A 24,873-nucleotide genomic window follows, 5' to 3' on the forward strand; every position below is an offset into this window, starting at 1 on the left:
ATTTAAGACAGTCTATTTTTATTTATCACAACAAGCTATTCCTATTATTCCAGGACCTGAATGTGCACATATACAAGTGCTTACATTAACACTTATAATTTCACCTACTTTAAATTCTTCTTTTAATCTTTCTACAAAAGAATTAAATTCTTTATCATTATCTCCAAACCCAAATATAAGTCTTTTATTAGTTAAATCTTCTCCAAAATTTTCTTTGATTAATGATAATATTTTACTTACAACTTGTTTTTTACCTCTTACTTGATTTATAGGTTTAACAAGCCCTTCTTCTATAGCAAGTATTGGTTTTATATTCAACATATTCCCGATAGTTGCTTTAGCAAGAGATATTCTACCACCTTTTTGTAAGTACTCTAGTGTATCTACTGTAAATAATACTTTAACACTTTCTTTTAAATTCTCTAAATGATTTAATATATCTTTTATATCTACTTTTCTTTCTAACATTTCAGCTGCTGATAATAAAAGACATCCACTACCTATAGATAGATTTTGAGTATCTATCATATATATATTCCCATCTAAATCATTTTTAGCCATCATAGCACTTTGAAAAGTCCCTGATGCAACAGAAGATCCCCCTATATATAATATATCATTTCCTTTATTTAGATATCTTTTAAAAACATCTCTAAATTGTATATATGTACATTGAGATGTCTTTGGCATATCTTCACTATTTCTTAACATTTTGTAAAATTCTTGCTTACTTAAATCTATACCATCTATATATTCTTTACCACCAAATATAACTGTTAATGGTATTACATGTATATCATATTTATCTATTAGCTCCTTAGGTATATCTGATAAACTATCACATATTAACTTTATATTATTCATCCAATCCTCCGTATTGATTTTTATAATATTTTTATCATTAATTATTATTACCTGATACTAATACTATATTTAATTTTTTATTTACTTTCTATATTTTATTGTTTATAAAAATAAAAAAAGTTATTTTTAATAATAAATTATTATTAAAAATAACTTTTTTACATACTTATTTATTTTTCATTTTCTCTTCTATTTTTTTCTTATCTAAGTAACTAACAGCATTAAGTGCTGCTATTTGTCCTTGACCTGCTGATTTTAAATACTGATATGGCTTACCAGCACAATCACCACATGCAAAACATCCTGGTATATTAGTTTCCATATTTATATTAACTTTTATGTGAACCCCTTCTGTTTCAATTCCCGGAACTAAAGCTTTTGGTGATGCACTATCCTTCATAACAAAAACGCCATCAACATCTAAATCTTGACTTCTTAATTGTAATTTATTAACTAGTTTATCCCCTTTTATTTCAAGTGGAAAATCTTTTATAACTTCTATATTTTCATTTAAATTAAGTTCATTTTTATGCATAGGTATGAAATAAGTTTTAGATGCTATTTCACTTAAAAAGTTTGCATCTTCTTCTGCTTCATGGTTATAACCTATTACTGCAACTTTTTTATCTCTGTATAAAGGAGCATCACAAGTTGCACAATATCCGACACCTTTACCTAAAAATTCTTCTTCTCCTTTTATAGGCTTACCATATTCTACACCTGTAGCTATTATAACTGCACTGGATTCAAAAATCTCATCCCCTGCCATTAAACTAAAGTAATCGCCCATTGAATACACATTATTTATTTTGGCTTTAGTTATTTCTATTTTCATTTCATCTAAATGAGTTTTAAACTTATCTTTTAAATCTTTTCCGCTTATATCATAAAAACCTAAATAATTATCTATTGATGGTGCTTTGACTAATTTTGCACTTAAATCATCATTTCCAAATAATATTATTTTTTTATTTCTTATAGTCGCATTTATAGCAGCCGATATACCTGCTGGTCCACTACCTATTATAGCTATATCATATCTCATATTTATTCACCTTCTTTATTTATTTATAAATCAAAGTATATGTAATTTAGGGTGCTAATAATTTAGCACCCTAAATAAAATTTCTTATAAATGAGCTTCTACTTTAGCTTTTAAACTATCTTTTGGCATAAATCCTACTAAAGTATCTACAACTTTACCGTCTTTAAATATCATCATAGTTGGAACTGTTGATATTCCGTATTTTTGAGCTAATTCTAAACTTTCATCTATATCAACTTTAACAAATTTAGCATCATTTAATTCTTCTGAAACACTTTCAAATACTGGAGCTAGCATTTTACAAGGTCCACACCAAGTTGCAAAAAAGTCTACAACTACTACCCCTTTATTTTCTTCTACTGCTCCTCTAAAACTTCCTGTATTTACTATTTTAGCCATAGTATTATCCTCCTAATATATATTAATTAAATTTACATTCTTTATTATATGCAATAACGTATATTACTATATTTTTGTAAGTTATATACCATTTATTGCTATGTTTTAATTATACCCAAGTGATATACTTCAAATCAATTATTTTTTATCTTTTTAGGCAAAACTATATCAAATGTTGTGCCTTTATTTTCTTTAGAATATACATTTATATTTCCTTTTAAACTATTTACAATCATTTTGGCTATACTAAGCCCAATTCCAGATCCATCAATATCTTTATTTCTAACATTTTTACTTCTAAAAAACCTATCAAATATTAAATTAATTTCATCATTACTTATACCTATGCCACTATCCTTTATAGATATGATAAAATTATTCTCTCTATCATTTACACTTATATTTATAGAATCACCTTTATTAGTATATTTAAATGCATTATCTATAAATATTAATATAAGCTGTCTTAATTTAGCTTTATCAGTAATTATAATATTACTATTTTTACAAAAGTCATAACTAAATTGTTTATCATACATATCAGCTATTTCTATATAATCATCACTTATATCTTTTATAAGATTATTTATATCAAATTCTTCTATTTGTAAACTTGTAATACTTTCTTCTTTAGTTAAATGTAGTAAATCATTTACCATCTTTTTTAATCTTCTATTTTCTTTCATAGCATCAGCTATAGTTTCTACTTCATCACTTATAGAATTTTGAGGATGTTTTAAAATACTTTCTAACTTAGAAGAAATTATAGCTATAGGAGTTCTAAGTTCATGTGATGCATCTTGAATAAACTTAACTTGATTATTCCAAGTTGTTTCAATAGGTACTAATGCTTTTTTTGTAAGATATAAAGCAATAAAGTAAGTAATGATTATTGCAAAAATTATTCCAACAAAAAAAATAGCCATTAACCTATTTAATAATACCATTTCTGAATCTATATTTCTTATTATCTGTATAGTATATCCTGAAATATTAAACTTAATTTCTCTAAATGTGTAGCCATTTTCTTTATAAGTACTAAACCCTAAATCCTTACTATTATTATATGGTATAAAATCTTTAAAGTATCCATTAGGAGTAAAATATTTTACTTGATTGTCTTTATATATATATATAATATTTTGAGGATCTAATAATTTAGGAGCTACATACAAATGATTTCTTTCTAACTGTATTCCAATATACTCTAATTCTTCTTTTAAATAACTATCTACATTTTTATAAGTTTGGGCTTTAAAATAACCATATATACAAAACGAAAATATTATTAAAAAACTGCCAACAACTGCTATGTTTATTTTAATTAAGTTTTTCTTCGTTTTTATTAAAATATCATTGTTTATCATCAAACATATACCCCACTCTTCTTTTGGTAACTATGTACTTTTGATAATCGTATTTACTTAATTTTTTTCTTATATTGCTTATATATACTTCAACTATATCTATTGTAGAATCACTATCCATTCCCCAAATTCTATCAAATATTTGTTCTTTTAATAATATAGTTCCTTTATTTAAAATCAGATATTCTAATAAATTAAATTGCTTATTAGGAAGGTCTAATTCTTGTCCATTTATAGTTGCACTTTTTTTATTTAAATCAAGCTTTAAATCTTTAAATTCTAATATATTTTTATTATCTATCTTTCCTTTTGTTCTTAGCATAGCATATATTCTAGCTACTAACTCTTCCATATAAAATGGTTTAGTTAAATAATCATTAGCCCCTATCATAAATGCCTTTACTTTGTCATCTAAACTTTCTTTAGCTGTAAGTATTAAAACTAATATGTCTTCATTATTTTTTCTTACATTTTCTAATACCTCTATTCCATTCATACCTGGAATCATTAAATCTAGTACAACAAGATCATATATATTTTGATTTATAAGATAATAAGCTTCTTCTCCATTACTTGTACTTTCAACTTGAAAGTGATTTTCTAACTCTTTTGTTATACTTTTAAGCAAACTTATATTATCTTCTACTACAAGGATTTTCATAAATACTCCTCCTTTATATTTATATCTATTATTTTAGTATAAAATATAAATATTTACCAATATAAAAACTTTACTATATGTATATAAAAATAGACTATCTAAAGTCCTAGATAGTCTATTTTTATACTTAATTACTATGCTAAATATTTTTTAAGATTTTCATTTGAAAATTTTATTATTTCTTTATGTAGAAGATTTAATTCATGAAGTTCTCCGTTTTTAAGATTATATACTTTATTAGTTACTTCTTCTATTAAATTGAAAAACTCTTCACACTCGTCTTCATTTAAATAATCTATCTTATTACTTATGTTTAAAGGTAAATTTAAATCATCATTTTCAACTCCATAAAGCTCTTCATTTTTAATATCTTCAATCATTGCCATAACTATAGATATTATATCACTTATATCAAATATATTACTTGTCATTTGCTAAATTACTCCTTTAATTATAATAATATCAAATCTTTGCAGTTTGTTACTTTATACCAACTACAATTTCCACATATATCTTTTATTATATCTTCATTTATATTATTATATATTAAATTTATAATTTCTTCATATTCATATACTCCTGTTTTTATATTAAAGTATTTCATCACCTTTTTATCCATTTGAACTACACTTTCATTAGTATTACATATTTTATTTTTAATATTGTTAGGACATTTTGAACATAACTTATCTAAATCAACTACAACCTCTATCTTTTGATTTTTATTTTCTTTTAGATTATTTATCGTATCTATCATATTTTCTGTAAAATCTTTACTATATCCTCTTCCTATAAAAGCTTTCATGCATAAAAAGTGATGTGGTCTTATTTTTAACATGAATATACCTCTTTTTTTATTCTACTTTTAACACTTATGCCTATAGTAGTAGCTAAACATATCTTTATTATATCTGCAATTAAAAATGGTACTACACAAACTGTAAATCCTTGTATAATTCCAACACCTGCTACAAATGAATACCATAAAGTTCCTATTGAATAATTTATAACTAATGCTAAAATCATAGAAATAATTATCCAATAAACTTTATCATTTCTTTCACTTACATAACCTATAACTAATGCCATTATTGGAAATGAAATTATAAAGCCTCCAGTATACCCAAAAACTACGCCCATTCCTCCACTCATGCCTGCAAATACAGGCATTCCTATAGCTCCTAATATAACATATATCAATTGTGATATAAACCCTTTCTTAGCTCCTAATATTATACCGCTTATAGTTACTGCAAAAACTTGCATTGTAAGTGGAACTGTGGAAAATGGAAGTGGTATAGAAATTTGAGCTAAAATAGCAGTTATACTTGCAAATATTGCACAAATTATTAAATCTCTAGTACTTAGTTTCATTACTTATCCCCCCTTAGTTAACCTTTTTCATATTGTTAGTTTACATTTTAATTGTAACGATTAATCCTTTCAAATGTCAACTTTTTTATTTATAAAGTTAACTAAAAAAGCTATTTCAAATAAACTTTAAATAATAATCAGTTTAATTTGAAATAGCTTTATAAATTTCTATTTAACAAATAATTGTAAAAGAACTCCTGCTGCTACTGCTGAACCTATAACTCCAGCAACATTTGGTCCCATAGCATGCATAAGTAAGAAATTTGAAGGATTCTCTTCTTGTCCTACCTTTTGAACTACTCTAGCTGCCATAGGAACTGCAGAAACCCCTGCTGCACCTATCATCGGGTTAACCTTACCTTTAGTAACCTTATACATTATTTTCCCAAATAATACGCCTGCTGCTGTCCCTACTGAAAACGCAACAAGTCCCATAGCTGTTACTCCTAATGTTTGAGGCGTTAAGAAAGTTTTTGCATTAGCTGTAGCTCCAACTGTTAAACCAAGTATTATAGTTATTATATATAATAATGGTCCTGTAGCAGTTTCAACTAATTTTGGAACTACTCCACTTTCTTTTATTAAGTTTCCAAACATAAGCATTCCTATAAGTGGTGCTGCAGTTGGTAGTAACCCTATAACTAAAATCATTATAACTATAGGAAATACTATTTTTTCAGTTTTAGAAACTGGTCTTAATTGTTCCATTTTAACCATACGCTCTTCTTTAGTAGTTAAAGCTCTTATTATAGGTGGTTGTATAACTGGAACTAATGCCATATATGAATAAGCTGCTAATGCTATTGTTCCTAATAAATGTGGAGCTAATTTTCCTGTTAAAAATATTGCTGTCGGTCCATCTGCTCCACCTATTATTCCTATAGATGCAGCTTCTGGCCCTGTAAATTTTAAAAGTATAGCTCCCATAAATGCAAAAAATACTCCAAATTGAGCTGCAGCCCCTAATAAAAGTGTTTTAGGATTTGCAATTATTGGTCCAAAATCTGTACTAGCCCCTATACATAAAAATATTAGTGGCGGATATATTCCTAGTTTAGTTCCTTGATATAAGTAATATAATAACCCTCCATTTTCAGAGTCTGTAGCTGCTTTCATTAAATCAACACCTGGCATATTAGCAAGTAACATACCTATAGATATTGGTATTAAAAGATATGGTTCATATCCTTTAGCTATAGCTAAGTATAAAAATATACAAGCTATTAAAATCATTATTATTTGTCTATAATCTACCATTGCAAATCCCGTATTTGCAAAGAAAGTCTGTAACATTTCTAACACATCAACGCCCCCTATTTATTATACGATTATCCTATTTGTACTAAGCTATCTCCAAGGTTTACATTCTGACCCTTTTCTACATCAACAGAAACAACTGTTCCATCTATCGGAGCTACTATTTCATTTTCCATCTTCATAGCTTCCAGTATAGCTACTACTTGACCTTTCTTAACTGACTCCCCATTTTTAACCATTATATTTACTATAGTTCCTGGCATTGGTGCATCTATTGATTCTCCTAAACCATTAGACGCTACTTCTTTTTTAGGTTGTTGTGGTGTCTTTTGAACTGTAGGCTCTGGATTTTGTCCCTTTTGAACTTCTTCTATTTCAACTTCATAAACTTTTCCATTTAATTTTATATGATATGTCTTAGCGCTCATTTTTATCTCTCCCTCAAATATTTTATTATATATTTATATAAATAATTTATTTTATTCTAGTTATTTTCTTTACATGAAGATTAGGATTTATTTTCCCCTCTCCTGCCATTATAGATGCTGCAAGTGCAACTACTATTCTATCTTCTTCATCATCGTAGTAAGTACTATCTTGACTCACTGGTAAATCTCTTTTTACTAATTCTTCTTTAACTTTTGGTTTTGTTTTAAATATATATTTAAATGAAGATAGTACAAGAGATATCAATATCAAAGTCAAAAATACTATAGTCATACTTGATATAGTTATATTAATGGCTTCCATTATACTTATTTCATTACCAAACATTAATTATCACCCATTTTCTACATAGTTACTGTTATATAGTGAATTTTATTTTCTTCACTTAATACTTCTTCTTTTTTTGGATTATACTTATTTTCTAAAAAATTTGGTGCTACTTGTGGGAATAATGCATATGTTAATACATCTTCATCACATTTAACTAATTCTCCAGCTTCTAACTTTATCTTTTCAAATTCTGGTTCTAAAAGATCTGCAGGTCTTATAGTTATAACTTCTTCTTCACCTATTATCTTTTTCTTTATTTCTTCATCAATAGGTGCTGGTGCTTTTCCATATTGTCCTTTTACATAATCTTTAATTTCTTTTGGTACTAATTTATATCTTTCTCCAGTTAATACATTAAATAATGCTTGAGTTCCTACCATTTGACTCATAGGTGTAACTAATGGTGGATATCCAAGATCTGCTCTCACTCTTGGAACTTCTCTTAAAACATCTTCATATTTTTCTGTTGCATTTTGTTGTTTTAATTGAGATAGTAAGTTTGATAACATACCACCTGGAACCTTGTAGTTTAACGTTTGAGGTTCTGTCAACAATACTTTAGGGTTTAAAGTACCGTTTTCCATATACTTATCTCTTATAGGTTTAAAATACTCTGCAACCTCTAATAAAGCTTCCATATTTAAATTTGGATTTCTATCCATTTCACTAAATGTTACTGCTAAAGACTCAGTTGGAGGTTGAGATGTACCTCCTGAAAATGGAGATATTGCAGTATCTATTATATCAACTCCAGCTTCTACGGCCTTCATATATATCATATCAGCTATACCACTTGTACAGTGCGTATGTAGTTCTATAGGTAAATTAGTTATCTCTTTCATTTTTTTTACTAAATCATAAGCATTATATGGTGTTAAAACCCCAGCCATATCTTTTATGCATATAGAATCAGCCCCCATAGATTCCATAGTTTTTAATAATTTTAAATAATACTCTGTAGTATGAACATCACTTGTTGTATATGATATTGCACATTGACAATGTCCACCATATTTTTTTATAGCTTTCATAGATGCTTCTATATTTCTTACATCATTTAAAGCATCAAATACTCTTATTATGTCGATACCGTTTTCCAAAGAAAGTTTAATAAACTTATCAACTAAATCATCGGCATAGTTTCTATATCCTAAAAGATTTTGTCCCCTTAAAAGCATTTGTAATTTAGTATTTTTAACTCTTTTTTTTATTTCTCTTAATCTTTCCCATGGATCTTCGTTTAAAAAACGTATGCATGCATCAAATGTCGCTCCACCCCAAACTTCCATAGAGTGATATCCTACCTTATCCATAGTTTCTAATATAGGTAGTATTTCTTCTGTAGTTAACCTTGTAGCAATTAAAGACTGATGCCCATCTCTTAATGCTGTTTCAGTTATTTTTAACTGACTCACTATATCCTCACACTCCTAAATAAAAATATATACCCAATATAAATTTTACCTCGCTTATATTATATACTGCTTTATTTAATTTCTAAAGCATTTTTAGTATTTTTTTATATTTTTTTAGCATATTTTTTTTAAAGGTTATTTTTTGTTAAGTATTTGACGTATCTTTTTTATTTATATATATTAACAAACTATTTTAAATGATAAAATTAATTTAACTTTTCATATATTTTAGTATTATTTAAATAATATTATTTTTTATCAATTTTTTAAACTTTATTTTAATCTCATCTTTAAAATTAAAAACTTTAGCTTAATAAAAAATATAGGATACTCACTTGAATACCCTATAAAGAAAATTAAATATTTAATTTTAATTTACTATCCCAACTTCTTTAAATGGAAATAATCTAACTCCAACTTTCCCTATAATATCACTTTTATTTACCAGTCCAACGTCTTTATCTCTACTATCTTTGCTTAATAATCTATTATCTCCCATAGCAAAATAACAGTCATCAGGTATAACAACATCTACATCACCACAAGTATAATCATCATTTATATAAGGTTCATCAATTAATTTATCATTTATATAGACTTTTCCATTTTTTATAATCAAATGTTCTTTAGGTAAGCCTATAATTCTTTTAATCAAACTTTTTTTGCTACCTTTATTATCTTTTAATTCAGTTTTAAAAACTACTATATCCCCTCTATTTGGCATATTTTTTTTATAAGCAAATTTATTTATTATTAAATAATCTTCGGTATTTAATGTTGGATACATGGATTCTCCACTAACTACAGTTGGTACAATAAAATAAGTTACTATAAGCCCCATACATATAGCTAATGTTATAACTTTTATCCATTCAACAGTTTTATTTATAATTTTAGCTTTCAATATAATCACCCCATATATTTATTTATGTATTTAGCTTTCTATTTTTATAAATATATGTCCTTTGATATTTTCTAGCTTTCGTACTCTATATTCTTGCATAAAAAAACCCTAGCTAACATTTTGTTACCTAGGGTTACATATATACTTATTTTATTAAATTATAGGATTTAGCATTCTATCTTTTAATACTTCTTTCGCTTTCTCATAGTATTTCATGTATTTTTCTTTCGGATAATCTCTAAAATTAGAAAGTTCCCCTCTAACTCCATATCTTCTAAACGGTATTAATTTAAATTTAGTATAGTTATTTAAGTTTTTTATATAATTAAGTTCTTTTGAAAATATATTTTCATTATCGTTTATATTTTCTAATAAAACAGTTCTTATTTCATAAAGTTTATTAGATTTAGAACATTTATTTATATTATTTAAAACTAAGTTATTTTCTACACCTGTAACTTTTATATGTGTATCACTATCAAATGCTTTCAAGTCAAACATAAATCCATCTACACAATCTAAAAGATTATTAATATCATTTTCATTTATATATCCATTAGTATCTACAAATACATTAAGGTTAGTTTTTTTATGTACTATATTAGTAAATTCTATTATAAAATCACTATACAAAGTACATTCTCCTCCAGAGAAAGTTATTCCGTCTATAAAATTTTTATACTTATTTATATAATCAAAAAGTTCATTTGGTGTATAATAAGTAATTTTAGGTGATGCATAACTTTTACATATCCCTATGCACTCATCACAATTTATACAAATATCTTTATCATAAATAATTTTATCATTAAACTTAATAGCTCCTACCTTACACACATCTAAGCATTTTTTACAAGAAATACATATATTTTGAGTCTCTGGGTTATGACAATATATACATTTCATATTGCAACCTTGTAAAAATACACTTATTCTACATCCTGGACCATCTATAAAACTCATGTTAATAATTTTATTTACAGGAGCTTTCATTAAATATTTCTAACCTTTCTATCCTCTATTCCATTTTTCATAGTTAACGCTCCTAATAAAACAGAATCTTCTCTTAAGTTTTCACCTTCATTAAATTTCTTTATATCACTCTTTTTTACTAGATATCCAGTTATTCTAACAAACTCTGAAGAATCACTATTTATAGATAAAACTCTTATACCACTTTCAAGAGCACCTTTTACAACTCTTAACATTCCATCTATATTATTTTTAGCTGTTTCATCAAATAAATATATATCACTACATCCTGTATCAAAATACTTATGAAGTCTTGCTGATAAATTTATATGATCAAATATATTAGGTTCACATCCGTATTTTATTCTTACAGCTGGTGTTGTATCAGTATCGGATTCTAGTCCCCCTTGTGCATGTACTCCATGCTTACCATTAGTTCCTCCACAATAAATAGCTTCTTCATTTTTTGCTAATTCAGCAAATTTTTTACATATTTCTTCAGCTACATCATTAGCTTTTTCATCATGTCCCATTTGTTTTCCTGTGAATATTTCAACACATTCAAATGTTCCATATATAGCTGGCATTGATGTAAATTTATTTAAATCTATTAGCCCTTCTTTTGCTAAAAATGAACTTTCAAAGAATTTTACATCTTCTACTAAATATTTTATTCTTGCATTAGTAAGCTCACATAATGCTTTTACTGCTTTTGGAAGTTTGTCATCCATAAAATCTTCATAATTTTCACTTTCCATAGCTAAAGCTTTTAAATTAAGTCTTGTTAAAGTATGTGCTCCTCCACCTATTCTTAATGAATTATAGCAACTAACAACTCCATAATCTTCCCCTAAATCATTAGTCATTAATCTGTGATTTACAAAATATGGTTTTATATTTTCAAGAGCTGATTCTATTCCATATTTTATAAGATCATCTGGAGTTTCTTCGCTACATTTTAAAGTAACATTAGGTATAGTTTTTTTAAGTTCTCTTTCTATTTGTATTACTAATCTACCAACTCTAGTATCTTTTGGTCCTATATTCATATGCACAAAAGCATCTGGTAAAGTTCTATCTATATTTATAAGCAACATCTTTATTAAATTATATGCTTCTTTTTCACTTACAGTATCCATAAACGGTTCAAGTACATCATCTATTTGACCAACATATACTGGATATCCTGTTATAGAAGGAACATATCTATAAATTATTATTAATGCATCAACTGCTTCATATAAATCCGTTGGTGGTTTTATATCTAAATATTCACTACCCTGTTTCATAAACTTAACATAATCCGGTAATATGTACCTTGGTCTATAAGGTCTTGTTCCTTCATTCATATCACATAATATTTTTCTATCTAAATACGATTTAGTTTCATCACTTATTTTTAAAGGAGATAAAGAGTCTTCTGCTAATCTTGCTAAATTTGCTCTCTTCTCATGATATTGCATATCCATAGAATGTAATATTTGTTCTATACTATTCATTACTTAATCCCCCATTTTTATATTTATTGTACTAATTCTACCATACTATTAAGCTTTTGTTAATACTAATAAACATTTATTAAATATATTTTAAAATCCTATATACAATCCAATAGTTAAAAATATAATACATACTATTATCATAATCCCAAATAAAGGGACTAAAAATCTTACCCACTTAGACCATGGTATTTTCGCAAAAGCCAATGCACCCATTAATACTCCAGATGTTGGAGTTATTAAATTTATAAGCCCTGCACCAAATTGATAAGCCATTATTATTAATTGACTAGAAACTCCCACTAAATCAGAAAGTGGTGCTAATACTGGAATAGTAAGCGATGCTAAGCCTGAAGATGATGGTATTAAAAATGCTAATGATGATTCAAGTAAAAAAGATAAAATTATAAATATAAACTTTGGCAATTTACTTAAAGCATTGGCAGAATAATTTAATAATGTATCTATTATATGTCCATTTTGTGCTACTATAACAATTCCACGAGCTAATGCTATAACAAGTGCTGCAGAGAGTAAAGCTGAAACTCCTGCTAAAAATGAATCTATTATTTCTTTTTGCTTAAGTCCTCCAAGTATTCCGGAAAAAACACCTATTATACAAAATATCATAGCTATTTCAGGTATATACCAGTCCATATTTAAGACTCCATAAACCATGATAATCATCCCACTAATAAATATCGTTAAAACAATCCCTTCTTTTAGAGTAAATGGCTTTATATCTGATTCATCTAGTATAAAATCTTTTTTATTGTTTGTATCATATTCATATACTAGTGATTTTTTTGGATCTTTTTTAATTTTATTAGCATAAATCATCAAAAATGTTATAGATATAGTCATGAGTACTATAAAGATAATAATTCTATAAAATATACCTGATCCTGGCACTACATTAGCTAATGCCTGAGCTATTCCTACTGAAAATGGATTTATAGTGGATGCTATAATTCCAGTTCCTGAACCTAAAAATACTGTACTTATTCCAGTTAATGAATCGTACCCTAAATTTATCATAATTGGTATAAATATCATATAAAAAGGAAGTGTTTCCTCATTCATCCCGAATGTAGAACCACCTAATCCAAATAGTATCATAGATACAGGTATTATCAAAACCTTCCATCCTTTAAGTTTACTTACGATTTGGTTTATACCTGATTCTACAGCTCCAGTTTTGTTTACTATCCCAAAAGCCCCTCCTACCAATAATACAAATCCAACAACCTCTGCTGCATCTACAAAACCATTAATAGGGGCCATAAATATATCTTTTATTCCTTGAGGATTAGAATCTACCCTATGGTATGTTCCAGACTTTACTACTATCCTTCCACCTAAATCAATCCTTTTAAACTCTCCACTAGGAATAATGTACGTTAGAATTGCTACTATTATTATAAGTAAAAATATTATAGTAAAGGTATGTGGTATTTTAATTTTAAACTTATGCATAATAATATCTCCTATTTAAAAATATTTAATTAAATGTGGAATTTTTAATATAATTTGTAATGTATTAAATTATTATTTAAATAGCTATTATACAACCAAATTTATCTTTATAAAAAAGACACTATCGTGTCTTTTTTTTATTATTTTTATTATTTAATTTATTCTTTAATATATAAAAGCCTAAAATAATAATTATCAAAAAAATTACAAATAAAGAGTACTTCTTTAATATAGATATTATTATATGCAATTTATCACTTAATATATATCCTGCTGATATTAGTATTAAATTCCATAAGCTTATTCCTATAGTCGAATATATTATAAAAGCTATTATGTTCATTTTTATAACACCTGCAATTATTGAAATAAAAGTTCTAGCAACTGGTATTAACCTAGATATCATAATTGACGATTTATCATATTTTTTTATCCATGAATAGGATGCTCTAATAGATCTTTTAGTACTTGGAAACCTAGTAGCCAACATATCTACTAATGGTTTACCTAATTTTAATCCTAAGTAATAGTTTATTATAGAACCACTAAGTCCTCCTAATACAGATGCAGTTAAAACTTGTATAAAATTCATATCATACTCAAATGCAAATATACCTATTAATGGTAAAACTAATTCACTAGGCAGAGGAAGATTTGCATATTCTAAAGCTACTATTATAAAAATACTTATTAGACCATAATTTATAATAAACTCTTCTATTAATAACTTTAAATTCATCTCCTTCACCTCTTATTAATTAAATTTATATACTACTATGTTTTAAACAGTACTATATTTTATTATAATACCATAATAACGATAAACGCATCAATATACTTATTTACTTATATAAAATTTTCAAAATCCTTTCATTTCGTTTTTTATGTTGTTTAATTAAATTTTATATAAATTTTAGTCAGATATTGTCTTTCATAATGTTTTGAATTTTTATATTATTGGTTGTACAATTTAATTATAGGAATATGTATTTATAAAACTTTTTGGGGGGTATATATGTCTATATTCATTTTAATTTTATTTATGTTGTTTTTAATTTATTTTTTATCTACAGTTTGCATAAGATATAGCTATATTTCAAATTTAGCTATAAAAAGTAAACTTGATTTTAGTTCATTTTACATAAGAAAGTACATGCTAAGTTATGATAATAATTTTAATAAACTTACAAGTAATATAGCTTTTTCTTTATACAAAATATATAATAAATGTTAAAAAATATAAAGCGTTAATTATTAATTAACGCTTTATATTTTTTATAATTGATTTATATATTCACTTAATTTATTTTTTAATTCTTCTATCTCATATTCACTTATATATATCTCTTTAGAATTTTCAAATATACCTTGATTTGCTTTTATTATTTCTTTACTAGCTTCACTATAAATTTGTAGTAACCTATCTTTTATATCATCTTTTATACTTTCTTTAAAATTTTCTATATCTTTTATTATTTCATTGCTTAACTGTTCTTTCTTCAATTTATCATATATAACTTTACCTATTCCACCTGTTAAAGTACCTGCTAAAAGTAAAGGTGGACAATAAGTAAGCATTGCAGCTCCTACAGTTAAACTCTGTGCCGATGTTCCTACGACTGCCGCATACATTGCTAAGGCACTACCTGATGTAGCTCCAAGTATAGCTCCGGTTCCTATGGTAGCTAACATTTCATTTATATTTATATTTTCTTCATTTAATATTACTTTTGGTAATTCTATATTGTAATTTTTATAATCTATAGTATCTATAAATTCCCTTATATTCTTATTTGTTATATAATTTACTTCTTTTATACATTCATCCCATTCCTTAAAAAATAATTCATCTAATTCTAACTTTTTATTATTTATAACACTATTTATATAATTATCATTTATATAATCATTAGCTATATCCATACTTTTATTTATTTTATTTATTTCTTCAGATAAAAATACTTTATTTATCCACTCATTTACTTCAAATTCCATTTTAGATTGTATATAATCAAATTTATCTTCAAGCAATTTTTTATGATTTATTATTTCAGATTCTAGCATTTCTAATGATTTTAAATAATCATAGTGATAAATTTTTTCCTTATATTTTAAAGCCTCTATTGAAGATTTTACACTTTCTATTTTTAAACTATCATTTTTATTACTAACTTCATTTAAAAATTCTAAAAGTTTACTAAAGTTATCTTTTAATATCTTAGGATAATCTATTACTATATCATTTTCTTTGACTGTAGCATTTTTACTTATGGTATGTTGATATTCTAGGTAAGATGATATTATAAAAAATTTATCTATATATACACTATATTCATCATTAATATAATTTAAAATTTCTTCATAATCACTTTCTAATAAATCTGCTTTATTTAATATACCTACTATAGGTTTCCCATAAGATGAAATTAAATCAACAGCTTCTTTAATATCCTCCTGGCCTATATGAGTTGAGTCAAATATAAATAATATTAAATCTGCACTTTGTATATATTTTATAGATTTTTTTTCATTTTCTTTTGTTATGCTTTTTAACCCTGGTGTGTCGACTATATTAATATTTTTTAAAAATTTTGAATTAACACCTATATTTACACAGTTACAATCTATATTGTAACTATATTCACTATTATAATGTAAATTTATTATATTTGATGTAGCTTCTAATACATCTACTTCCGAAACTTCTTTTCCTATAATAGAATTTACTAATGTAGATTTGCCCGATTTAACTTCTCCCATAATAACTATTTTAAAAGTTGTAAATGGCTTATCTAAAAGTACATCCAAATTATTCATGACATCTTCTAGATTATGAGCTATAATTTTTTTAAATGGTATATTCCTTTCATTTAATAAATAATTTCTAATTGGAGATTCTATTAAAGTATATTTAATTTCTTCAATGTAACTATTTAAACTATCCATTGTCATCCCCCCATTTTTTTAATATACTATCTATATTATTTATATATATTAAATGATTTTTTATTAATTCATAATCTGTATACTTTCTTCTAAATGATATATTTATGTTATTAATTATAATCTGTTCTAATTCTATAATTTTTTTCAATTTATTTTCATTTATTCTAATTTTTAATGTATTTATGTTATTTTTAATTATATAAACTTTTCTTTCATTATTTCGTTGTTTATTAATTATATTTAAATCAATAACATTTTTATTGTTATTTATTTTATACTCTAATATCAAGTTCTCTAAATTTACGATTTCTTTCATTTTAGATTTGTTAACTTGCAAATTTAGCTTGTATTCAATATAATCTGTATCAAATATAGATATATTTTTTAAGTAGTTATATACTTTAGTAATTTCACTTATAATTATATATTCTAAATTTTTCATCTCAATTTTTATATTGTTAGATATTAAATTGTCAAAAGATAAAAACTTATTAATATGATTTAATAAGTAATTTCTGATTCTATCAATTTCTTCATCTAATATTCTCTTTGCTTCATCAAATTTATATATGTCAGAATATAAATTTCGCTTGTAATTATCTATCTCTTTTTCTATTTTTTTGCTCATAATCTTTAAATTTTTAAATTTAGATTTTATTTGCATATCTTCAGAATGTCGTTTAAAGTTTACATTTATACTATCCTTTAAAGTTTCTATGTTACTAGATTCTATAAGATTTTTGTCATTTTTTATATATCCTTTTATAGCTTCTTTTGATGATATTAAAACTATATCTCTAAAGTAATTAGAATATATTTGACTTATTTTATCTTTAACTTTAAAAAAATCTTTTTCTTGCTTTTTTATAATATCAATTTTATTAACTACGCAAATTATGTTATTGGTTTTATTGTCTATTACATAATTTTCTTTTAGGTCATTTAATAGGTCATTGGTTGATTTTGAGACTATATTTTGACTATCTAAAACCCAAATAACTCCGTCTGCTCGTTTATAATAATCTATCATACGTTTTTTTGTATTTTTTAATAAACTTTGATTTAACCCTGGTGTGTCTACTATTATAAAATCATTTAATATACCTTCTTTATTTATATAATGTCTGACTTCTAATATGTTTGATTTATATAAATGCTTATCTTCTAGATATTTTTTATATAATTTTAGTTGTTCAATTCCTAATTTTTTGCCATTTTTATATTTATCAAACTTACTTTTTACAATCATCTTTGAATCTCTAAATTTATTTTCTTCATTTTTTAGTATTTCATTGCCTTTTTCATAATCAAAACTTTCAATATCATCATTCTCATAAATAATTTCAATTTTTCTATCATTTGAATGTATAAGTGAATCTAATTTCCATGTGTTGGGAATATCTTTAGTTTGTAGTATATTATCTTCTAATAAGGAATTTATAATGGTTGATTTTCCATATTTTCCTGGACCTATAATAAATAATAAAAATGGATTTTTAAGTTCTTTTATGCTTTTAAAAGTTTTTTTAACTTCTTTTTCCACTATAGTTATAAGCTCATATGTATAACTTGATTTACTAAAAATTTGCATCTTTATATTTTCTATATTTTGATTTATTAATTTAATGTTGTAAGTTATTTCTTCATAAACTTCATCTCTATTTAAATAATTCATAGTATCAATCCTCGAAAATGAGTTTCTTTTATATAGATAATTATATTAATGACATATAAGTTTTTATGATTTATTTAATTTAAAAATTATTTTAAGCATAAAAAAACATGTATATAATTTAAATTATATACATGTTTTTTTATTTTAATAAAAATGCTTTAATTGCTTTAATCTGCTTGGATGCCTTAACTTTCTAATAGCTTTGGCTTCTATTTGTCTTATTCTCTCTCTAGTAACTCCAAATACCTTTCCTATTTCTTCTAAAGTTTTAGGTATATCATCATCTAATCCAAACCTCATTCTTAAAACTTTTTGTTCTTGTTCACTAAGGCCTGTTAATAATTCATCTATTTTTTCTCGTAGATTATGTTGTTCTACCTCATGCATAACTACATCTTCAAAATATGCATCTGATGGTATAAACTCAACTAAACTACTATCCTCATCTTCTTTTATAGGGGTATCTAGCGATACTATATTTTTGTCTCTTTTTAGTAAATCTATAATTTTTTCAACTTCTATATCACATGCAATTGCTAATTCTTCTATCTTTGGCTCTCTTTGAAGTTCTAACGATAGCTCTTGTTTTTTTCTTTTAACAAAGTTAATTCTTTGATGAAGGTGAACAGGTATTCTAATAGTATTTTCACAATCGTCTATATATCTAGTTATACTTTGTTTTATCCACCATGTGGCATAAGTACTAAACTTATATCCTTTTTTATAATCATACTTTTCTACAGCTTTTATAAGTCCTATATTTCCTGCTTGAATTAAATCTAGCATATCTATATTTTCTTTTCTATATTTTTTAGCAATACTAACAACTAGTCTATAGTTTGCATTAATAAATTCTTCTTTAGCTCCTATAAATGATTCATCTATTTTTTTCGCTAACTCAATTTCTTCTACTGCAGACAACATTTTGTACTCTTCAATCTCTTTTAAGTACATTTTCATAGCATTTGATGAATTTGATGAATCACTATAAATATAATTTTCATAAGTATTTTCTCTTTTAGCCCCCATAATCTACCCCTTCTATCTCTAATAATTTGTTAATCAAGTTTAAAAAGTTCCTATAGTTTCATCCTCATGTTAATTTTATGTAAGCACTATAAAAAAAATACTTTTTACTTGTCAACAAATTCCTGTATCTATTATTCTACACTCACCTTGTAAAATCCTTGATTTTTTTTATATTTTTTAAAAATAATATTATATTAACTGAATTTATCTATAAAAAGAACAAAAGACTGCACAATGTGCAGTCTTTTATCCTCGAACGACAAAGTTAAATCCCAATTAATAAATCCAATAATAGCTTGCCCCTATATTACGGTAAAATATTAATGAGATTATAACAAATTTATAATACCATTAATAAAAGGGATTAGTCAAGCTAATCCCCTTTATCATCACAAATTTAAGACAATGTTTATTATTTATGATCGTGTCCACATCCACAGCTTCCACCACAACATTCATGATCATCACCATGACTATGATCATGTCCACATCCACATTCATGACTTGCTTCATGTTCTTTTATTTGTTCTTCCATATCAAAAAACTCTTTTACCATTACATCATATTCTGGAAGAGCTTCTTCTGTATCATACTCTTCTCCTGTCCAATTTGCATACATCATTTCATTTCCATTAGTTAAAACAGCTCTTCCTGCTAAAGTTATATTATCTACATCTTCTAAGAAATTTACTGCTTCTTGAGCTTCTTCTCCTTGAAGTGGAGTCTCTTCATCTAAACATTTTATTATCATAACTGGTGCATAAAAATCATCGCTATCTTTTACATTTACCATTATATCTATAACACCTTCTGCACCTTCTTCAAACTCTGATAATGCTACATCTGTATCTATCATCTCTTGTGGAACATATAAATCTTCCATTAAGTATTTTATAACTCTGTCTTTTACTAATTCTTTTGACATAAATTTTCTCCTTTCAGCTTTTACCATAATTACCTTTTTATAGTATAACATATTTTTAGCTATTTTAATAAAATAACTAGATATCTTGCTTATTTTATCTAATTTTTAAGATTTATTAACCTTATACCCATCAATATATTTTTTACTCTTTATTTTTAATTTATACCCTATTTTATTACATAATTGTAATTTATATATATTGTTTACATAACTTTACATTATATATTTATTTGTATATGTGTTATGATAATAAATATCCAAGGGGTAAGCATACCCTTAAGGTTACAAAATAGTAACATTTTTAGAAAATTCATTTATAAATATTTCAAAAGAGGTGACTTATATGAACAAAAGATTAAAAACATTATTATCATTAGGTGTAGTATCTGTATTAAGTGCTTGCGCTACACTTCCTGTTAATGCAGCATCAAATGAAACAATCAATAAAAAACTATATTGCGAGAAAGCTGTACATAAAGAATATATACGCATATATGTTAAAGGAAAAGATTGTTCTGCTCCAATAAAGCCTTTAAACTATTTAATTCAAGATTTAATAAACGGTAATTTAAAATGTAGTAAAGTTAATTTATCTAATAATATAGATAATACTTCAAATATAAAGGTAGAAGATACTACATACTCTAATAAAAAATCTAATTCTAAAACTACTTCTACTGAGAATAAAACATCTACTAATACAGTGAATACTAGTAATTTTCAAAATAAATCATCAAATACTTCATCAGCAAAGCCAGAGTCTAAACCTGAGACTACTCCTACTGAGAATAAAGTTTCTACTCCATCAGGAAATTTTGCAAGCTTCCAAAAAGAAGTATTAGATTTAGTAAATGTAGAAAGAACTAACAGAGGTTTACAACCACTTAAATTTAATAATGAATTATCAAACGTAGCTACTAAAAAATCTCAAGATATGATAGATAAAAATTACTTTGATCATACATCTCCAACTTATGGTTCTCCTTTTGATATGATGAAGCAATTTGGAATAAGCTATCGTGCAGCTGGTGAAAATATAGCCATGGGACAAAAAACACCAAAAGAAGTAATGAATTCATGGATGAATTCTCCTGGACATAGAAAAAACATATTAAACCCTGATTTCACTGAATTAGGTGTAGGTATAGCATCAAATGGATCATCTATATATTGGACTCAAATGTTCATAGGAAGATAGTGTAATTGTATTAAAAAAAGGTATAGTCATAAACTATACCTTTTTATTTAATTAATTATTAAATCAACTATTATAAACTCAGTTAAAAATCTATTTTCTTTTTATAATTTGATTTAAACATATTTAATAAAAACATTTTTTTGTTTATCCTAAATCTTACTCATCATATAAACTAAATTTTAAGTTATATTTTCTAAGCATTATTTAATATAAATATAGTATTTGAGTTAACACTTTAAAAATGTTATAATTTTGTAATCGTCAAAATTTATAAAATGCTTTATTATATTAGTATCTATTTAAATTGTTTTAAAGGAGATTAATTATGAGTTTAAAAAAGAAAATAACTTCCATTGTTATATGTTGTACTATGATTTTAGGAAGTATGAGCTTAGTATTTGCTGATACAGCAAGAGTTGTTACATTAGGTGCAAATTTATCACCTGAGCAAAGAAAAACTATGTTAAAATACTTCGGCGTAAATGAAAACGATGCGGTAATATTAGAAGTTAACAATAAAGAAGAAAGAAAATATTTAGAAGGCATAGCACCTAATTCTCAAATAGGAACTAAAACTTATTCATGTGCTTATGTTGAGCCTACTAAAGCTGGAAGTGGAATAAATGTTAAAACAGCTAATATAACATGGGTTACTTCAGCTATGATAGCAAGTACTCTTGCAAGTTTAGGTATAACTGATGCTAACTGTGTTATAGCTGCTAACTTTCCTGTAAGTGGGACAGGTGCCCTTACTGGAGTTATGAAAGCTTATGAAGATGCTACTGGTAAACCATTAGATGAAAATAAAAAAGAGATTGCTACAGAAGAGTTAGTAGTATCTGGTAAATTAGGTCAAGATATAGGTCAAGATAAAGCAACAGGTATAATCAATGATGTTAAAACAGAGATTATAAAAAATAATACTAGTGACACTAATCAAATAGCAAACACTATAAATAATATCACTAATAACTATAATGTTACTTTATCACCTGAACAACAAAAGCAGGTAAAAGATTTAATGACTAAAATATCTGAACAAAATTATAATTATAAAGATATGAAAGATGCTTTAAACAGCATATCTAATACTGTAAATGAAAATTTAAATGCTATAGGTGAAAGTGTAAATAATTCGGGTATATTAGATACAGTAAAAGGTTGGTTTGAAGGTATAGGAAATTGGGTTTCTAATTTATTTGGTGGAGACGATAAAAATTTAGGTATATTAGAAAAAACTGACGATAGCGTACTTGGTAAAAATGCTCAGATAACTGCTACTGATAAAGATGCTATAAACTTACCATCAAGTAATGAAGCAGAAGGTTTCTTAACTAAAATCTGGAATTGGTTTACAGGATTATTTAACTCTAATTCAGATAAAGTTGAAAATAATAATTCTGAAAACAATTTAGAAGATAAAGAACAAAGTCAATCTCAAGATTCTACAAATACATCAGATAATCCTAATCAAAATGTAGAAAAAAACAGTACTGTTGACAATAAAGAAACTAATACTCTTAATGAAAATACTGTATCTACAGAACAACAAAACAATTAATATTAATAATGCAAAATAAAAGACAGATAAATTTATTTATCTGTCTTTTTTAATATAGTTATTTAAATTTTATTTACACATATACTTAGATTAAGCTAAAGTTTTTGCTAATTCTTCTTCCCCTAATATACGTGTTATTCTTACACCAAAATTATCATCTACTATTACAACTTGTCCATAACCTATTTTTCTACCGTTTACATGTATCTCAACTTCTTGATCTTCAAAAGTATCTAATTCTATTAATGACCCTTTAGATAATTCAAAGATATCTTTTAGAGGTATTTTAGTTCTCCCAAGTACTACACTAACTTTAAGTTCTATATCTAATACTCTGTCAAAATTTTCGCTCATATGCCTACACTTCCTTCTTTATATAATCTGTTATAATAACACCTTTTTTATTTTTAATAAGACCAGGTTTACATTTAAATGCTCTTGATCCTCCTACATGAAGTTCCATATCTCCACCTGTTTTAGTGTCTAAAGTTATAACATCCCCTAATTTTAGACTTACTAATTCTTCTACACTTATTTCTGTTTTCCCTAATACAGCGACCATCTCAGTACTTGTACTACAGATTTTATTGTATATTGCATTTGTAAATTCAAAATCATATTCATTAGTTTTGCTTTTAAAAAGTCTTTTAGGTTCTAATTGTTCTAATACTGGTTCTAAGCAACTATATGGATTACAAAAACTCATTTTCCCTACTTCTTTATTCCCATCCATCATCTTCATATGAGAAACAACAACAGATTCACTTACTGGATATTTCTTACTTGAACCTACATTTGTATAAATATTAGAAACTTCTCTAGATTTACAACCTTCAAAGATATACATTTTTGTTAAAAATTTACTTGATATGTATGATACTAATTCTCTATCAACTTCAGTAAGTTCTCTTTTTTCATCACCAAATTCACCATCTCCTCCAAGTATTAAATCTATAAATGAAAGCGCAACACTTTTATCTAACTGATATATAAGTCCTTGAACTAGAGGTTGTACTGCATGTTCAACAATTACAGAATCATTTGATATCATATTCATATATTCTTCGTAATTTGTTTGTTCTATTTTATCTACTTTACATACTATATTTGGTCTTTTTAATTCATAAGTTATAAATAAATTTATGCTCTTACAAAATTCTTCTGCTATTACAGATAAAAATCTCATATTCGCTGTAGAATATCTTTGTGGTTTTTTAAAGTCATATACAGTTATTTCTTGATTCATAATGTCTTATCATATCTCCTATATAAATTTTACCTTCTTTGAAGATTATTTATTACTAATTTACTTATTAATAAATTAGAATTATATATTAAAATTTAATCTGTTATCCAATTTTAAATAATTAATATTAGATAGATTAATATAATCTTTCAATATATTTTAAACCTAAATAAATTGATTTTTGCTCATGACAAAATTAATTTATATATATTAATTTTTACTTATCACAAGTTTTTGTTATCATCCATTAGTTGTTAATTTATAAACTACATTTAAAAAATAG

At 25.5% G+C, this 24,873-nt stretch carries 26 protein-coding genes; 3 read left to right on the plus strand and 23 right to left on the minus strand.

Annotated elements, in window-relative coordinates; translation table 11 throughout:
- Positions 1-18: 18 nt before the first annotated feature.
- The 17 genes from ABFX13_RS11595 to ABFX13_RS11675 form a co-directional block, all read right to left on the minus strand.
- Positions 19-864, minus strand: coding sequence for a DegV family protein (locus tag ABFX13_RS11595; RefSeq protein WP_346046155.1), 846 nt, complete (start codon positions 862-864; stop codon positions 19-21).
- A gap of 166 nt (positions 865-1,030) precedes the next feature.
- Positions 1,031-1,909, minus strand: coding sequence for an NAD(P)/FAD-dependent oxidoreductase (locus ABFX13_RS11600; RefSeq protein ID WP_346046157.1), 879 nt, complete (start codon positions 1,907-1,909; stop codon positions 1,031-1,033).
- Positions 1,910-1,993: 84 nt separating this feature from the next.
- Positions 1,994-2,308: a thioredoxin gene (trxA, locus tag ABFX13_RS11605; RefSeq protein ID WP_346046159.1), complete on the minus strand. Its 315-nt coding sequence runs from the start codon at positions 2,306-2,308 to the stop codon at positions 1,994-1,996.
- 134 nt (positions 2,309-2,442) lie between these two features.
- Complete coding sequence (locus tag ABFX13_RS11610) at positions 2,443-3,675, minus strand: sensor histidine kinase (RefSeq protein ID WP_346046161.1); 1,233 nt, start codon at positions 3,673-3,675, stop codon at positions 2,443-2,445.
- Complete coding sequence (locus tag ABFX13_RS11615; RefSeq protein ID WP_147543430.1) at positions 3,662-4,336, minus strand: response regulator transcription factor; 675 nt, start codon at positions 4,334-4,336, stop codon at positions 3,662-3,664. Before ABFX13_RS11615 ends, ABFX13_RS11610 begins: the two co-directional genes overlap by 14 nt.
- 134 nt (positions 4,337-4,470) lie before the next feature.
- On the minus strand, positions 4,471-4,767 hold the full coding sequence (locus tag ABFX13_RS11620) for a hypothetical protein (RefSeq protein ID WP_346046163.1): 297 nt from the start codon (positions 4,765-4,767) through the stop codon (positions 4,471-4,473).
- A 20-nt stretch (positions 4,768-4,787) separates the two neighbouring features.
- The gene (locus ABFX13_RS11625; protein WP_346046165.1) at positions 4,788-5,174 is read right to left on the minus strand and encodes a DUF1284 domain-containing protein; all 387 of its coding nucleotides are present in this window, start codon (positions 5,172-5,174) and stop codon (positions 4,788-4,790) included.
- Entirely contained in the window at positions 5,168-5,710 is a 543-nt protein-coding gene (locus tag ABFX13_RS11630; protein WP_346046167.1) for a biotin transporter BioY, read from the minus strand. The genes ABFX13_RS11625 and ABFX13_RS11630 overlap by 7 nt, the downstream gene beginning before the upstream one ends.
- Positions 5,711-5,878: 168 nt before the next feature.
- Positions 5,879-7,003 (minus strand): sodium ion-translocating decarboxylase subunit beta, encoded by a 1,125-nt coding sequence (locus ABFX13_RS11635; RefSeq protein WP_346046202.1) that lies wholly within the window; start codon positions 7,001-7,003, stop codon positions 5,879-5,881.
- Between the two features lie 35 nt (positions 7,004-7,038).
- Positions 7,039-7,395, minus strand: a complete 357-nt coding sequence (locus ABFX13_RS11640; protein WP_346046169.1) for a biotin/lipoyl-containing protein — start codon at positions 7,393-7,395, stop codon at positions 7,039-7,041.
- A 46-nt stretch (positions 7,396-7,441) separates the two neighbouring features.
- Complete coding sequence (locus ABFX13_RS11645) at positions 7,442-7,741, minus strand: OadG family protein (RefSeq protein ID WP_346046171.1); 300 nt, start codon at positions 7,739-7,741, stop codon at positions 7,442-7,444.
- A 17-nt stretch (positions 7,742-7,758) separates the two neighbouring features.
- The gene (locus tag ABFX13_RS11650) at positions 7,759-9,159 is read right to left on the minus strand and encodes an oxaloacetate decarboxylase subunit alpha (protein ID WP_346046173.1); all 1,401 of its coding nucleotides are present in this window, start codon (positions 9,157-9,159) and stop codon (positions 7,759-7,761) included.
- 370 nt (positions 9,160-9,529) lie between these two features.
- Positions 9,530-10,072, minus strand: coding sequence for a signal peptidase I (gene lepB, locus ABFX13_RS11655; RefSeq protein WP_428833878.1), 543 nt, complete (start codon positions 10,070-10,072; stop codon positions 9,530-9,532).
- Between the two features lie 144 nt (positions 10,073-10,216).
- A complete protein-coding gene (locus tag ABFX13_RS11660) occupies positions 10,217-11,056 on the minus strand; it encodes a YjjW family glycine radical enzyme activase (protein WP_346046177.1) in 840 nt (279 codons plus the stop codon).
- Positions 11,056-12,534 carry a YjjI family glycine radical enzyme gene (locus ABFX13_RS11665; RefSeq protein WP_346046179.1) on the minus strand — a complete coding sequence of 493 codons (1,479 nt, stop codon included), beginning with the start codon at positions 12,532-12,534 and terminating at the stop codon, positions 11,056-11,058. The genes ABFX13_RS11660 and ABFX13_RS11665 overlap by 1 nt, the downstream gene beginning before the upstream one ends.
- 90 nt (positions 12,535-12,624) lie before the next feature.
- Positions 12,625-14,010: a YfcC family protein gene (locus ABFX13_RS11670; protein ID WP_346046181.1), complete on the minus strand. Its 1,386-nt coding sequence runs from the start codon at positions 14,008-14,010 to the stop codon at positions 12,625-12,627.
- A gap of 121 nt (positions 14,011-14,131) precedes the next feature.
- A complete protein-coding gene (locus ABFX13_RS11675; protein WP_346046182.1) occupies positions 14,132-14,749 on the minus strand; it encodes a DedA family protein in 618 nt (205 codons plus the stop codon).
- 276 nt (positions 14,750-15,025) lie between these two features.
- Here ABFX13_RS11675 and ABFX13_RS11680 point away from each other — a divergent pair, with 276 nt between their 5' ends.
- Positions 15,026-15,244, plus strand: a complete 219-nt coding sequence (locus ABFX13_RS11680) for a hypothetical protein (protein ID WP_346046184.1) — start codon at positions 15,026-15,028, stop codon at positions 15,242-15,244.
- A gap of 41 nt (positions 15,245-15,285) precedes the next feature.
- On the opposite strand, the gene ABFX13_RS11685 is transcribed toward ABFX13_RS11680, so the two are convergent.
- From ABFX13_RS11685 to ABFX13_RS11700, 4 genes are all read right to left on the minus strand, one after another.
- Positions 15,286-16,956, minus strand: a complete 1,671-nt coding sequence (locus ABFX13_RS11685; RefSeq protein WP_346046186.1) for a dynamin family protein — start codon at positions 16,954-16,956, stop codon at positions 15,286-15,288.
- Positions 16,949-18,631 carry a dynamin family protein gene (locus ABFX13_RS11690; protein ID WP_346046188.1) on the minus strand — a complete coding sequence of 561 codons (1,683 nt, stop codon included), beginning with the start codon at positions 18,629-18,631 and terminating at the stop codon, positions 16,949-16,951. Before ABFX13_RS11690 ends, ABFX13_RS11685 begins: the two co-directional genes overlap by 8 nt.
- A 144-nt stretch (positions 18,632-18,775) precedes the next feature.
- Positions 18,776-19,660 carry a sigma-70 family RNA polymerase sigma factor gene (locus ABFX13_RS11695; RefSeq protein WP_346046190.1) on the minus strand — a complete coding sequence of 295 codons (885 nt, stop codon included), beginning with the start codon at positions 19,658-19,660 and terminating at the stop codon, positions 18,776-18,778.
- A gap of 412 nt (positions 19,661-20,072) precedes the next feature.
- Positions 20,073-20,585 (minus strand): type I restriction enzyme HsdR N-terminal domain-containing protein, encoded by a 513-nt coding sequence (locus ABFX13_RS11700; protein ID WP_346046192.1) that lies wholly within the window; start codon positions 20,583-20,585, stop codon positions 20,073-20,075.
- Positions 20,586-20,928: 343 nt separating this feature from the next.
- On the opposite strand from ABFX13_RS11700, the gene ABFX13_RS11705 reads away from it, so the two are divergent.
- Both ABFX13_RS11705 and ABFX13_RS11710 read left to right on the plus strand, forming a co-directional pair.
- Positions 20,929-21,783, plus strand: coding sequence for a CAP domain-containing protein (locus ABFX13_RS11705; RefSeq protein WP_346046194.1), 855 nt, complete (start codon positions 20,929-20,931; stop codon positions 21,781-21,783).
- Positions 21,784-22,108: 325 nt separating this feature from the next.
- Positions 22,109-23,344, plus strand: a complete 1,236-nt coding sequence (locus ABFX13_RS11710; protein WP_346046196.1) for a DUF1002 domain-containing protein — start codon at positions 22,109-22,111, stop codon at positions 23,342-23,344.
- 90 nt (positions 23,345-23,434) lie between these two features.
- Here ABFX13_RS11710 and fliN read toward each other — a convergent pair whose 3' ends face one another.
- A complete protein-coding gene (gene fliN, locus ABFX13_RS11715; protein WP_346046198.1) occupies positions 23,435-23,698 on the minus strand; it encodes a flagellar motor switch protein FliN in 264 nt (87 codons plus the stop codon).
- Between the two features lie 4 nt (positions 23,699-23,702).
- Complete coding sequence (locus ABFX13_RS11720) at positions 23,703-24,590, minus strand: flagellar motor switch protein FliM (RefSeq protein ID WP_346046200.1); 888 nt, start codon at positions 24,588-24,590, stop codon at positions 23,703-23,705.
- Between the last annotated feature and the right edge of the window lie 283 nt (positions 24,591-24,873).

It is taken from the genome of Paraclostridium tenue (genome assembly GCF_039521565.1).
GTDB classification, from domain to species: domain Bacteria; phylum Bacillota; class Clostridia; order Peptostreptococcales; family Peptostreptococcaceae; genus Paraclostridium; species Paraclostridium tenue.